The sequence below is a fragment of the Marinomonas fungiae genome (genome assembly GCF_001418205.1).
Taxonomy (GTDB): domain Bacteria; phylum Pseudomonadota; class Gammaproteobacteria; order Pseudomonadales; family Marinomonadaceae; genus Marinomonas; species Marinomonas fungiae.
Window position 1 is genome coordinate 45,883 of sequence record NZ_LIQF01000013.1, and the last position, 13,469, is coordinate 59,351.

General features: G+C 46.4%; 14 protein-coding genes. 8 read left to right on the plus strand and 6 right to left on the minus strand.

Going from position 1 to position 13,469, the window contains the following annotated elements:
- Positions 1–14 precede the first annotated feature (14 nt).
- The 7 genes from hfq (at position 15) to ASC49_RS15995 (ending at position 6,575) form a co-directional block, all read left to right on the plus strand.
- Positions 15–260 (plus strand): RNA chaperone Hfq, encoded by a 246-nt coding sequence (gene hfq / locus ASC49_RS15965; RefSeq protein ID WP_055464247.1) that lies wholly within the window; start codon positions 15–17, stop codon positions 258–260.
- A 36-nt stretch (positions 261–296) separates the two neighbouring features.
- Positions 297–1,586 carry a ribosome rescue GTPase HflX gene (hflX, locus tag ASC49_RS15970; protein ID WP_055464248.1) on the plus strand — a complete coding sequence of 430 codons (1,290 nt, stop codon included), beginning with the start codon at positions 297–299 and terminating at the stop codon, positions 1,584–1,586.
- A 38-nt stretch (positions 1,587–1,624) separates the two neighbouring features.
- Entirely contained in the window at positions 1,625–2,863 is a 1,239-nt protein-coding gene (hflK, locus tag ASC49_RS15975) for an FtsH protease activity modulator HflK (protein WP_055464249.1), read from the plus strand.
- Positions 2,863–3,729, plus strand: a complete 867-nt coding sequence (hflC, locus tag ASC49_RS15980) for a protease modulator HflC (RefSeq protein WP_055464250.1) — start codon at positions 2,863–2,865, stop codon at positions 3,727–3,729. Before hflK ends, hflC begins: the two co-directional genes overlap by 1 nt.
- Positions 3,730–3,848: 119 nt before the next feature.
- Positions 3,849–4,046: a DUF2065 domain-containing protein gene (locus tag ASC49_RS15985; protein WP_055464251.1), complete on the plus strand. Its 198-nt coding sequence runs from the start codon at positions 3,849–3,851 to the stop codon at positions 4,044–4,046.
- A 14-nt stretch (positions 4,047–4,060) separates the two neighbouring features.
- Positions 4,061–5,236 carry an ATP phosphoribosyltransferase regulatory subunit gene (locus ASC49_RS15990; protein WP_055464252.1) on the plus strand — a complete coding sequence of 392 codons (1,176 nt, stop codon included), beginning with the start codon at positions 4,061–4,063 and terminating at the stop codon, positions 5,234–5,236.
- A 40-nt stretch (positions 5,237–5,276) separates the two neighbouring features.
- Positions 5,277–6,575 carry an adenylosuccinate synthase gene (locus ASC49_RS15995; RefSeq protein WP_055464253.1) on the plus strand — a complete coding sequence of 433 codons (1,299 nt, stop codon included), beginning with the start codon at positions 5,277–5,279 and terminating at the stop codon, positions 6,573–6,575.
- Positions 6,576–6,658: 83 nt separating this feature from the next.
- Here ASC49_RS15995 and ASC49_RS16000 read toward each other — a convergent pair whose 3' ends face one another.
- A complete protein-coding gene (locus ASC49_RS16000; protein ID WP_055464254.1) occupies positions 6,659–7,654 on the minus strand; it encodes a GGDEF domain-containing protein in 996 nt (331 codons plus the stop codon).
- Between the two features lie 167 nt (positions 7,655–7,821).
- Here ASC49_RS16000 and yegD point away from each other — a divergent pair, with 167 nt between their 5' ends.
- Positions 7,822–9,183, plus strand: coding sequence for a molecular chaperone (gene yegD, locus ASC49_RS16005; protein ID WP_055464255.1), 1,362 nt, complete (start codon positions 7,822–7,824; stop codon positions 9,181–9,183).
- Between the two features lie 16 nt (positions 9,184–9,199).
- On the opposite strand, the gene ASC49_RS16010 is transcribed toward yegD, so the two are convergent.
- The 5 genes from ASC49_RS16010 to ASC49_RS16030 all read right to left on the minus strand — a co-directional run bounded on the left by ASC49_RS16010 (position 9,200) and on the right by ASC49_RS16030 (position 13,398).
- Positions 9,200–9,604, minus strand: coding sequence for a DUF2069 domain-containing protein (locus tag ASC49_RS16010; RefSeq protein WP_055464256.1), 405 nt, complete (start codon positions 9,602–9,604; stop codon positions 9,200–9,202).
- A 103-nt stretch (positions 9,605–9,707) separates the two neighbouring features.
- The gene (gene wrbA / locus ASC49_RS16015; RefSeq protein WP_055464257.1) at positions 9,708–10,310 is read right to left on the minus strand and encodes an NAD(P)H:quinone oxidoreductase; all 603 of its coding nucleotides are present in this window, start codon (positions 10,308–10,310) and stop codon (positions 9,708–9,710) included.
- Positions 10,310–10,654, minus strand: a complete 345-nt coding sequence (arsC, locus tag ASC49_RS16020; RefSeq protein WP_055464258.1) for an arsenate reductase (glutaredoxin) — start codon at positions 10,652–10,654, stop codon at positions 10,310–10,312. The genes wrbA and arsC overlap by 1 nt, the downstream gene beginning before the upstream one ends.
- 113 nt (positions 10,655–10,767) lie before the next feature.
- Positions 10,768–12,495, minus strand: a complete 1,728-nt coding sequence (locus tag ASC49_RS16025) for a proline--tRNA ligase (RefSeq protein ID WP_055464259.1) — start codon at positions 12,493–12,495, stop codon at positions 10,768–10,770.
- 33 nt (positions 12,496–12,528) lie between these two features.
- Entirely contained in the window at positions 12,529–13,398 is an 870-nt protein-coding gene (locus ASC49_RS16030; protein WP_055464260.1) for an SMP-30/gluconolactonase/LRE family protein, read from the minus strand.
- Between the last annotated feature and the right edge of the window lie 71 nt (positions 13,399–13,469).

Sequence of the window (13,469 nt, forward strand, 5' to 3'; positions counted from 1 at the left end):
TTAAGGAGATTCCGATGTCAAAAGGGCAGTCACTACAAGACCCTTACTTAAATGTACTTCGTAAAGAGAGAGTACCTGTTTCTATCTTTCTTGTGAATGGTATTAAATTACAGGGACAAATCGAGTCATTTGATCAGTTCGTGATTTTGTTGAAAAACACAGTAAGCCAGATGGTTTACAAGCACGCAATCTCGACAGTTGTCCCATCTCGTACTATCCGTCTACCGTCTCCTGATCAGGCGGAAGATACAGCAGAATAAGTTTGTTCTAACTAGGACAAACAGAGGTTATATAACTTGTTTTTCGAACGCCCTGAAAGTGGTGAAATTGCTGTCCTGGTCCACATCGATTTTCATGATATCAACGATAATCATGGACCAGAAGAGTTCGTAGAACTCGCTATCTCTGCTGGTGCAGATCCTGTCGCGGTTGTGACAGGATCTCGGCAAAGACCTGATTCGAAGTTCTTTGTTGGTACCGGCAAATTAGAAGAAATCAAAGATATTGTGATTCGAGAAGAGGCTCAAGTAGTGCTTTTCGATCATGCCCTATCTCCTTCCCAAGAACGAAATCTAGAAAGTGTCTTGAAATGCCGTGTACTAGATCGTACCGGCTTGATTCTTGATATCTTTGCTCAGCGTGCGCGTACCCATGAAGGTAAGCTGCAGGTCGAGCTTGCTCAATTGCAGCATATGTCAACCCGACTGATTCGTGGTTGGACCCACCTTGAGCGCCAAAAAGGCGGTATTGGTATGCGTGGTCCAGGTGAAACCCAGTTGGAAACCGACAGACGTTTGCTACGTGAGCGCATCAAAGCCATCCAAAAACGTCTTGAGAAAGTAAACTCACAACGAGATCAAAGTCGTCGTGCTCGTTCTCGTTCAGATGTGCCAACGATTTCCCTTGTCGGTTACACCAACGCAGGTAAGTCGACCTTGTTTAACCGTGCAACTGGCGCTGACGTCTATGCCGCAGATCAGTTGTTTGCGACCTTGGATCCGACCTTGCGTCGTCTTGATCTGGAACAGGTTGGTACCGTGGTGTTGGCGGATACGGTAGGTTTCATTCGTAAGTTACCACACCGTTTGGTGAAAGCCTTCCAAGCGACTCTAAAAGAATCAGCTGAATCCGACTTGCTACTGCACGTGGTTGATGCGGCGGATATTAGTCGTGATGACAACATTGCTGCGGTTGAAGAGGTGTTGGAAGAGATTGGGGCCAATGAGCTGCCGACGCTTAAAGTATTTAACAAGATTGATGCTTTACCGACGGGTGAGCCGCGTATAGATCGTGATGAACACGGGAACCCTGTGCGGGTTTGGTTGTCTGCTCGAGAAGGGATTGGTATTGATTTATTAGAGCAAGCAATTGCGGAATTATTGTCTGAAGATATTGTCAAAGACACCATTGTAGTCCCTTCAAATCAAGGTCGCTTTAGGGCGATGTTGTTTGAGCAAGGGGCTGTAAAGGGTGAAACTTACAATGAATTAGGGCAATCTGTGCTTGAATTATGCTTACCTCGTAAGGATTATTTACAAATTCTTGCTAGAGTAGGTATGTCTGAAGATCAAATTCAGGCAGCCTAAGTCACCGGATTATCATTACAAGAAAGTGGAGATGTAGTATGGCCTGGAATGAACCGGGTAATAACGACAACGACCCATGGAACACGGATAAAAACCGTAATAGCAATGGGGGGCGTGACCAAGAGCCCAATAATGACCCTTGGGGTCGTCAAGGTCAAAATGGTGGCAAGGATCAGTCACCACCAGATCTAGATGAGGCCTTCAATAAGCTAATGGATATGCTTGGCGTAAAGAAAAAACGCGGCGGCAATGGTGGTTCCGGTTCTAATGGCGGCTCAGGAATGGGTGGCAAATTTAGCAGCGGATTGCTTGGTGTTGTCGTAGTGGGCTTATTTGCACTTTGGGCCGCTACTGGTATTTATCAGGTGGATCAACAGGAGCGTGGTGTTGTGTTACGTCTTGGTAAGTTTCATGAGACGGTTATGCCAGGGTTACACTGGAATCCGCCAATGATTGATTCTGTGACTAAGGTGAATGTAACCAAAGTTCGTTCCCATGACCATAAAGCTCTGATGCTAACGGTTGATGAGGCTATCGTCGAAGTTGGGGTCTCAGTTCAGTACTCAATTCAAGATCCGCGTGATTTTGTTCTTAACGTTCGCGCTCCAGAGGATTCCTTGGCGCAGGCTGTGGAAAGTTCATTGCGTCACGTGGTGGGTACAACAGAAATGGACCAGATCCTTACAGAAGGTCGTGAAGTCTTGGCTGCTGATGTGAAAGAGCGTTTGCAGTCATATATTAACGATTACGGTACAGGGTTGTTGATCTCTAAGGTGAACGTGGAGAACACGCAAGCGCCAACGCAAGTTCAAGAGGCGTTTGATGACGTGATCAAAGCGAAAGAGGATGAGCAGCGTGTGCGTAACGAGGCGGAATCTTATGCCAACGGTATTATTCCGGAAGCTCGAGGCCGTGCTCAGCGTATTCGTGAGGAAGCCGAAGCTTATCGCTCAGAGATTGTTGCTCGTGCGCAAGGTCAAGCCGATCGTTTTGATCGTCTCTACCAAGAGTATGCGAAAGCGCCTGCTGTGACTAAACAGCGTTTGTATCTAGAGACGCTTGAAACCATCTATAAAGACGCTAATAAAGTTATTATTGACACGAAAAATGGTAATAACATGATGTATTTGCCACTGGATCAGATCATGAAGCAGCGTGGTACATCGTCAAATGCTAGTAGTTTGAATTCGTCTTCGATTAGCTCGTTAACCGATCAGGTCATTGCTGAAATTCGAAGCCGTCAAACGTCTAGTACGGTACGTGAGGGGAGAAACTAATGAAAAACCTATCTTTTGCGATTCTGTTTATCGTATTGGCTGCGGTTTTAGTGGCTTCTCAAACACTTTTCGTAGTGAAAGAAACTGAACGTGCTGTGGTGCTGAAGTTTGGTGAGATCGTCCAAGCGGACGTTCAGCCTGGCTTGCACTTCAAATTACCTATCATGAATGAAGTTAAAACATTCGATGCGCGAATTCTGACAATGGATTCTCGTCCTCAGCGATACTTAACGCTTGAGAAAAAAGCGGTGATTGTTGACTCGTACGTGAAATGGAAAATTGCTAACGTAGCGCGCTTCTATCAGGCAACGTCTGGTGATGAGTTTGTTGCTAACCGAGTGCTTTCTTCTCGTGTTGATACCGGTCTGCGTAACCAATTTGGTGAGCGTACCATGCACGAAGTGGTGTCTGGTCAGCGTGAAGAGTTGATGACTGAGTTGCGTGATCGCATTGATGAAGTCGCTCAGAATGAGCTTGGTATCACTATTGTTGATATTCGTGTAAAACGAATCGACCTACCACCAGATGTGAGTGAGTCGGTTTATCAGCGTATGCGTACCGAACGTGAACGTGAGGCTCGAGAGCACCGCTCAAAAGGTCTTGAATTGGCAGAAGGTATTCGTGCCGATGCCGATCGTCAGCGTGTTGTTCTAGAAGCAGAAGCGCAGCGTGATGCTGAAATGATTCGCGGTGACGGTGATGCGCAAGCGGCTGCAATCTATGCAGAGGCTTACCAGAAAGATCCGAAATTCTTTGATTTCTACCGTAGTCTACAGGCTTACCGAGAGAGCTTCGCTAACAAGGGCGATGTGTTTGTCTTGGATCCTGATGGTGAATTCTTTAAGTACTTTAAAGAAACCAACTAAAGAGTCGGTTTTTGGCTGACTTGTTGGTGGATATGCCTGTAAGTCAGCCGTATAATCGTGATAGAATCAGCAAAACCGGGTTAAGCCCGGTTTTTTAATGGTCAAAATATAGAGAGTCTATGCAGGAATTGTTGCATTCGCTTCTAGTCGGCTTCAGTTTACTACTGATTGTTGAAGGGGTTTTACCATTTTTGAAGCCAAACTTATGGCGTGAAATGATGGTAAGAGCGATCGCGAGTTCGGATAAAAACTTGCGAGTGCTTGGGGCGGTGAGTATGTTTCTTGGATTAACGCTCCTATTGCTGGCCCGAAGCTAAGAGGATACAGATTAATGACGCTAGCAGATCGCTGGTTGCTTCCAGATGGTGTTGATGAGGCTTTACCAAAACAGGCCGCTAAAATTGAACATCTAAGAAGAACACTGCTTAATCTCCACGAAAGTTGGGGTTACCAGTTGGTAATTCCCCCTCTAATCGAGTACCTAGATTCTTTACTAATCGGCGCAGGCTCTGACCTAGAGATCGAAACCTTTAAAGTGATTGATCAACTATCCGGTCGATTAATGGGGATTCGAGCAGATTTCACATCTCAAGTAGCGCGGATTGATGCGCACTGTCTAAAAAATGACGGAGTTCAGCGTCTAAGTTACTGTGGTAGCGTACTGCGCACGACACCTGCTGGTTTGGATGGCACTCGCAGCCCAATTCAACTTGGTGCTGAGTTATACGGTCACAGTGGTATTGAAAGTGATTTAGAAATTTTATCGCTTATGCTGGATACTCTGACCCATGCTGGTTTGTCTAAAGTTGTATTAGACGTTGGTCATATTGATGTGGTGCGCGGCGTCATGGCAGCATCTGGCTTATCAAGTGATCAAGAGGCTAAGCTTGCGGACTTATACCGCGCTAAAGGCTTACCGGAACTAGAGGCCTTTCTAGCGACAACTGACCTTGATGAAAATGCTAAGCAGTGGCTTTCGGCATTGCCACGTCTATGTGGTGGTGTTGAAGTGCTTGATCGTGCTGAAGCGGCATTATCCGGTGTTAGTAACTCTGTCTCAAATGCACTAGCGCAAATTCGCGCGGTCGCTGAGGTTGTATGGACTCGTTTCGCTTCGGTAGGTCTGCATTTTGATCTATCTGATATGGAGTCCTACAGTTACCACACGGGTCTAGTATTTGCTGCGTACGTACCAGGTCATGGGAATGCCGTTGCACGAGGTGGACGATACAACTTCATCGGTGAGGTGTTTGGTCGTTCTCGTCCAGCAACAGGCTTTAGTACAGATGTTAAGACATTGGTTTCTTTGGCTGATGTGACGGTTTCTGAGCGCTCCAGTGTGTTGGCACCTGCTGCACATAACGATGCGCTGTGGCAAAAGATTCAGTCTTTGCGCCTAGAGGGATACCGTGTAATTCAACAGCTTGATGACAGTACCAATGCATCAGATTTTGATTTCCAGTTAGTGGCTGATGGCAGTGACTGGAAACTAGTTTCAGTTAAATAATCGAATTTCGGTTTTGAAAATCTTAAGCGAGACCATAAAAATGGGTAAGAACGTTGTTATTCTAGGCACTCAATGGGGTGACGAAGGTAAAGGTAAGGTCGTTGACCTGCTAACAGAAGATGTTGCAGCAGTAGTGCGTTTCCAAGGTGGCCACAACGCTGGCCACACTTTGGTAATCGACGGCAAGAAAACAGTATTGCACCTGATTCCTTCTGGTATTCTTCGTGACGGTGTTCAGTGCATCATCGGTAACGGTGTTGTATTGTCTCCAGCAGCGCTGCAAAAAGAAGTTGCTGAGCTTGAAGAGCAAGGCGTTCCTGCAGTTGAGCGTCTAAAAGTAAGTCCAGCATGTCCGCTTATTCTTCCTTACCACATCGCAATGGACCAAGCGCGCGAAGTGGCGAAAGGTGATAAGAAAATCGGTACAACCGGTCGTGGTATCGGTCCTGCTTACGAAGATAAAGTTGCTCGTCGTGCAATCCGTGTTGCTGACATCCTAGACAAAGAGCGCTTTGCTGAAAAACTTAAAGAAGTGTTGGCATACTACAACTTCATGCTAGAAAGCTTCTACAAAGTTGAGCCAGTTTCATATGACGAAGTATACGAAGAAGGTCTGAAAATGGCTGAATTCCTGCGTCCAATGGTGACTGACACAATTAACCTACTGCACGATCTGCGTAAAGCAGGTAAGAACATTATGTTCGAAGGTGCGCAAGGTTCTCTACTAGACGTTGACCACGGTACTTACCCTTATGTAACGTCTTCAAACACAACTGCAGGCGGTGCGCCAGCAGGTACTGGTTTTGGTCCGCTATACCTTGACTACGTGTTAGGTATTACTAAGGCGTACACGACACGTGTAGGTTCTGGTCCTTTCCCAACAGAGCTTTTCTGTGAAGATGGTAAGCGCCTAGGTGAGCGTGGCCACGAATTTGGTGCGACGACTGGCCGTCAGCGTCGTTGTGGTTGGTTTGATGCGATGGTGCTTCGTCATGCAGTACAGATCAACTCAATTTCAGGTATCTGTCTAACAAAACTTGATGTCTTAGACGGTTCTGAAGTGATCAAAGTATGTGTTGGCTATGAAGATGCTAACGGTAACCCAATGTCTGGTTCAATGGTTGATAGCGAAAGCTACGAGCAGGCTAAACCAGTTTACGTTGAACTGCCTGGTTGGTCTGAGTCTACTGTAGGTGCGCCGAGCTTTGAAGCGCTTCCAGCAAATGCTCAAGCTTACATCAAGTTCATCGAAGAGAAGGTTGGTGTGCCAGTAGATATTATTTCTACTGGTCCAGATCGTAACGAAACAATCGTTCTTCGCGATCCGTTCAAAGCTTAATGATTGAGTTTTGATAAAAAAGCCGAGTCAATTGACTCGGCTTTTTAGTTTCAAGGGCTCAAAAAATGTTGATAGCCTAACGCTTAAAATAAATCGATATCGCCATGTTCCACATGGTTCGATTTTGCTAAGCCTGCGGCAACGATTTCGTCATAGAACGTTACTCGATTGCGACCATTTTTTTTACTGTAATACAGGGCTTGATCTGCTTGGTCCATCAAAGTGACATGGAAGGTGTCGTTTTGGAATTCACAAACACCAGCGCTGATGGTGATGGGGGATAGATTGTTCATCACAATAGACTGTACGTTGGTCAAAAGCGCATTAAGCATGGTGGCGCATTGCTCTCGTGTGAGATCGCGCATCAGGATGACAAACTCTTCTCCACCAAAGCGGAATAGCATGTCATCTTGTCGGAATGTCTGGCGTAAAATTCGTGACATGTGAATAAGAACTTCATCGCCGTATAGGTGACCAGCACTGTCGTTGATTACCTTGAAATGGTCTATATCGATAATCGCAATCCAGTTTGATCGTGTATCGTTGTCATCTTTAAATGCTGAGCCTTGATACAGTTTCACAATTGACTCTTCGAATGTCTTGCGGTTCATAAGGCCCGTTAACTCATCCGTTTGAGCTTCAGCTAGCAAGGAGCTGAAATTACTGTAAATACTCAACATGCCTTTAATAATATAGCTTTCAGATCGCCCTGGTTTATTGTCGAGCGTGATAATTAAATACTGGTTCTGCTGACGGCTCTGCTGTAATACATGAAATGATGTGTACTGATCGTCATGGGCTTTCATCAGTTCATCAAGGTGCCAAGTGTTGATATAGTCCAGTGAGGCGCGCGTGCTCTCGGGTACACGAATATCTTGATAACGGTATTCACATGATTCGCCGTTGCTCAGTGAAATTTCCATAGTCGGCTCATCTTGGCCGTTTAGGGTAAGAATTGAGGTGCGGATAGGGCTTAAAATATCACGAATACTTTTTAGCAGGCTAAAGGCAAGCAGTTCCTTGTCGCGTTGCGAGGTAAAGTTTTCGATATGGTGCAGGATGTTGTTGGAAATGCTCAAGCCTAATCCCCTAGGTAGCTACATAATAACTGAACTATGATTAAAAATTATTATAAACCTTATGAATAGGTCGATACAGAACTAATTAAGTGCAGTGGCCTATCTTATGATTCTCCTCATAGTATGTTAGAGTCCGCGCCCCAATTTTAATTCTATGAGGTTGTTGCGTGTATTGCGGATTTGATTACGGTACGTCGAACTGTGCGTTGGGTATTTTACAAGACGGAAAACCAGTCTTAGCTGAACTGGAAAACAATCACCGTTATCTTCCTTCAACGGTATACGCACTGAGTCGCGACTTTATTAGTGAAGCCGTGGCAAAGGGATTGTCTCAAAGTTTGCGTCCTGAATTTCTTGAAAGTCGCAAAGGTATTTTGGCTCGGGCTCGTCGTTTTCGAGTGGAGGAAGATTATGAAGCAGATGATCAGGTGCTGTTCTTCGGGCGAGAAGCTTTTGCTGAATACTACCAGTTTCCCGACGAGGGCTATTTTGTTAAATCTCCGAAATCCTTTCTAGGTGGTTCAGGTCTTCGTGCTGAGCATATTCAGTTCTTTGAAGATGTTGTAGCGGCTATGATGATGAATGTGAAGCGTCGTTCAGAGGAAAAATTTCAGCAGGAAATGAGGCACACTGTGATTGGTCGTCCGGTGAATTTTCAAGGGTTGGATGCAGAAGAAAGTAACCAGCAAGCATTGAAAATTCTAACGGTTGCAGCTCGTCGTGCGGGGTTTGAAAGTGTTGAATTCCAATACGAGCCCATTGCAGCAGGCTTAGATTTTGAGCGCAGTCTTGAAAAAGATCAGACAGTATTAGTTGTTGATATAGGGGGAGGTACCAGCGATTGTGCCATGGTGCGTATGGGGCCAAGTTATCGTGAACGTCTTGACCGTGCCAATGATTTTTTATCCTACACTGGTGAACGTGTTGGAGGGAATGACTTGGACATTCAGTTGGCAGGACGCCAAATCATGCCATTGTTTGGTATGGGAGCAGAGCTGAAAACAGGCTTGCCAATGCCGACACAGCTGTACTGGAATGCTGTCACGACCAATGATGTTACCGCGCAAGCGATTTTTAACAGCCTTGAAACCAAGCAGCAAATGGATCAGTTGCGTCTAGATATGGTGAAGCCCATATTAATGGATCGCTTTAAAACTCTGCGTGAACACAAGCATAACTTCCATATCGTCAAAGACGCCGAAGAGGCCAAGATTCAACTGTCCGATGTGATGAAAATGCATGTGGATTTAAGCTATATCGAAGCGGATCTGCAACTGGATTTAGAGCGTGAGCAGCTGGCGCAAGCTATTATTCATCCGGTCGAAAAAATGGTTGCTTTGATGCAAGATGCGATTGATCAAGCAGGGGAGCGTCCAGATGTGATTTACATGACGGGAGGTTCTGCTAAGTCCCCTGTGATTCAGGCAGCGGTACGAGAGCAAATCGGCGATATTCCACTGTTAGATGGCGACCACTTTGGTAGTGTGGCGAGTGGCCTTACAGTTTGGGCTGATCGAATTTTCCGCTAGAGTTTCCACATCAGGATTAAGTGACTGGTAGTTCACTTAATCCTTTCCAGCGTGCATACAGCATGCCTAGGCAAAACAGACCAGCTCCTAGTAGCGCCTCACTCATACCGATTGGCCAAAGGGTCGGATGAAACCAATGGGTGACGCCTGAGGTAAAGTAAAACAGGCTGATAAAGCACACGCCAATTGCACCTTTATAGCTGCCGTTTAAGCTTCCCCAAAGGGATAGTGCTAGAGGTAGTAGAATGGCGCTTAGTAGCAGAAGGGGGTGCTTTAGCTGAATGTCTGACAACATCAGATGCCACCAAGCAATGACCGCCATCAAGCCAAGATGATTGAGAATTAAAATGGGGCGGTAAGAGCGGCACAAGGTATCGTAATACCTTTGTTCTGATCGTGTGATGGAAAAACGTTTCGCCATGGCTTGCTCTGCTAAATATTTAGTAAATGAACGAGCGAGCTATAATACGTGCTAATAGTTCGCTCATCATTGATCTAAGTCGCATTGGTTTGAGTTGCTCGGGCTAACGCTTCTTTAGTTTGGTTGCGAGTTCTGCGATACGTTGGCCTTGTGCCTCGCATAAATTAATTTCTTCTGCACTAAGACCTGTGTATTGCGTCTGGGGAGCAAAATGGGTCACGCCGTAAGGCGTACCACCTGTTGCCGTGGCAATTAGATCGCGATTCTTGTAGGGTAGGCCCGCCCAAATCATACCGTGATGAAGCAATGGGATCATCATTGACTGAATCGTCATTTCATGGCCGCCGTGCATGGTGCTAGCACTAGCAAAACCACAGGCAGGCTTATCGGCCAGCTGACCGCTCATCCAGATAGGGCTGGTTTGATCCAACATCAGCTTCACTGATGCAGCCATGCTACCGAAGTAAGAGGGTGAGCCAATGGCTAATCCATCACAGTTGGCGAAGTCATCCAGTTCGCAAAATGGGTAACCGTCCTCTGGGATTGATGCGCTGGTCTGTTCGTGGCTAAACGAAGCTTCAGGTAACTGGCGCACGACGACGTTGGTGTTCGGTACGCGCTGTGCACCGCGCGCGATGTGCTTCGCCATGGCGGCAACAGAACCGTGACGGGAGTAAAAGACGACAAGAATATTGGTCTGACTCATTAGAACAGCTCGAGTACAGATTCTGGTGGACGACCAATCTTGGCTTGGCCGTTATGAATGACAATTGGTCGCTCGATTAATTTTGGGTGATTAATCATGGCCTTGATCAAGGTGTCTTCGTCTTGCTCTTCTTTTAGGTTTAATTCTTTGTAGACATCCTCTTTCGTACGCATTAACTCGCGTGCAGATGTCATGCCTAGCTGTGCTAGCAATGTTTTGATGGTATCAGCTGTTGGTGGTGTTTGTAGGTATAAAACCACTTCAGGGGACATGTTGTTTTGCTCAAGTAGCGCCAGTGTTTCGCGAGATTTGGAGCAACGAGGATTGTGGTAAATAACAGTCATACTTGGCCTCAATAATGGATGTAAAATCGCTGAAAGTATGGCGTCTTATGCTAACCAAGACGCAAATAAAAAAGCAGAATGAGGGCTGCTCATTCTGCTTTTTTGGGATTAGCTTACGCTAGTTTTTCTAGTAAGAAAGCCACTGCATCAGCGACTGCAATGTCTTCGCCTTCGCCAGTTGCACGGCTCTTGTATTCAAGTGTGCCTTCTTTTAAGCCTCGGTCTCCCACTACGATTCGGTGTGGGATGCCTAGTAGTTCACAGTCAGAGAATTTCACCCCTGGACGCTCTTTACGATCGTCTAGGATGACATCTACGCCTTTCGCTTGAAGTTCATTGTAAAGTGTTTCGCAGGCGTCACGAACGGCTTCAGACTTCTCATAGTTCATGCCAACGATTGCGAGTTCAAATGGCGCAATCGCTTGTGGCCACTTGATGCCTTGCTCGTCGAAGTTTTGCTCAATCGCCGCTGCAACCACACGTGAAACACCGATGCCGTAGCAGCCCATGTACATCACTTGCGCTTTGCCGTTTTCGTCAAGTACAGTCGCTTTCATCGACTCAGAGTAGGTTTGACCTAGCTGGAAGATGTGGCCCACTTCGATGCCGCGTTTGATCACGATGTTGCCTTTGCCGTCTGGAGAAGGGTCGCCTTCCACCACATTGCGGATATCCGCAATTTCAAACTCGTCGCAATCACGCGCCCAGTTGAGGCCTGTAACGTGGTAATCGTCTTTGTTGGCACCAGCGCAGAAGTCAGATAGAACAGCGGCAGAGCGGTCAACGACCACGCGAATACCAGCTGCTTTTAAACCTTGTGGGCCGATTGAACCTGGTTGACAGCCGATCTTAGCGATGATGTCAGTTTCAGAGGCGAATTCAAATGGCGCTACCGCACCTTTGATTTTCTCAACTTTGATTTCGTTGATCGAGTGGTCACCACGCAGAACTAAGGCAATGATGTTTGGCTCACCGTCTTCGTCCACGCCTTTGATCAACATGGTCTTAATGGTTTTCTCAACCGGAAGATTTAAGAATTCTGCTACTGCTGCAATAGTTTTGCAGTTCGGTGTGAAAACTTCTTTAAGCTCTTCCGTTGGCGCATCAGGTGCTTCTTTAAGGCACACTGCTTCGGCTAGCTCTACGTTGGCAGCAAAATCAGAAGAGTCGCTGAACGCGATATCGTCTTCACCAGAGTCGGCAAGTACGTGGAATTCATGCGAGTAAGCACCGCCGATAGAGCCTGTATCCGCCTGAACTGGACGGTAATCTAAACCAATGCGATCGAATACTTTGCAGTAGGCTGCGTGCATCACATCGTAGGTTTCTTGCAGTGACTCACTAGAGGCGTGGAATGAGTAAGCGTCTTTCATCAAGAATTCACGTGAACGCATTACACCAAAACGCGGACGTACTTCGTCACGGAATTTGGTTTGAATTTGGAAGACGTTAAGCGGTAATTGCTTGTAACTGCTTAGCTCATTGCGGGCGATGTCTGTAATGACTTCTTCGTGGGTTGGGCCAAGGCAGTAGTCACGGTCGTGACGGTCTTTAAGGCGCAATAGCTCAGGACCGTATTTTTGCCAACGGCCTGTTTCTTCCCAAAGTTCTGCTGGCTGAACGCCAGGCATGACTACTTCAAGAGCGCCTGCCTTTTGCATTTCTTCACGAACGATGTTTTCTACTTTCTTAAGAACTTTTACACCTGTTGGTAACCAAGTGTACAAGCCTTTTGATACTTGGCGGATCATCCCCGCACGGATCATAAGTTGGTGACTGGCTACCACTGCATCAGAAGGAGCGTCACGTAGGGTAGAAAAAAGATAGTTGCTTGCGCGCATAATATGTCGTCTTTCTATAAATAAGTGATGAAATTAACCCGCAAAGCGGAATTCAATTTGGCCTTCATTTTCAACATCTAAGGCAAAGATGCCGCCAGCTTGCGGGAATTGCTCAAGTTCGGCGTCTGTTTGTGCTGCTCGGCAAGTGGATACGAATAACGTCTTCATATCTTTGCCTCCAAATGCCACCATGGTCGGGTAAGTCGCTGGTAGCGGGTATTCTGCTAGAATCTCACCTGCTGGACTGATTTTTACCACGCGTTGGCCTTGGTATAGGGCTGACCAGTAATTACCGTTGGCATCGACTGCTGCACCGTCAGGGCGACCATTCCCACGAGGGAATTCTATAAAGGTACGCTTGTTCGTTGCTGAGCCCGTTGCAACATCGTAATCAAATTTGTATACGATGTGATTAGGTGTATCTGAATAGTACATGGTCTTCTGATCAGGCGAAAAGGCCAAACCATTAGATGTCCACGCTGCTTGGTCTAGTAAGCGTTGTTCGCCTTGTGCAAACTGGTATAAGCCACCTAGAAAAGCATCTTTGGGCGAATACATGGTGCCCGCCAAGAAACGTCCCGCAGGATCACAACGGCCATCATTGAAACGCGTGGTTTTTAGGTCGTAATCTGCTTTCCAGTACAATGTTAGAGGGCCATTGAACTCTGAAAAAGTGTAAACACCCGAGCGAAAGGCAGCGATAAAGCCGCCATTTTTAGCTAGGGAAAAACAACCGATTTCTTCATCGAAGCGGCGCACGTTGTGATCACCCGAAACGGTGTTGTAGGCGTGCAATTCAAATGAATCGATGTCAACAAAGTAAAGAGTCTGAGTTTTTTCATCCCAGCGAGGGCACTCTGCGAGTTTGGCTTTTGCGTCTAAGACACAACGCATTTCCGTCATGGGAACTCCAAGTCGTAGGGTAGAATTAAAAATAGAATGCTATAGTGCTTATGTAAGGCCACAAAGTAAAT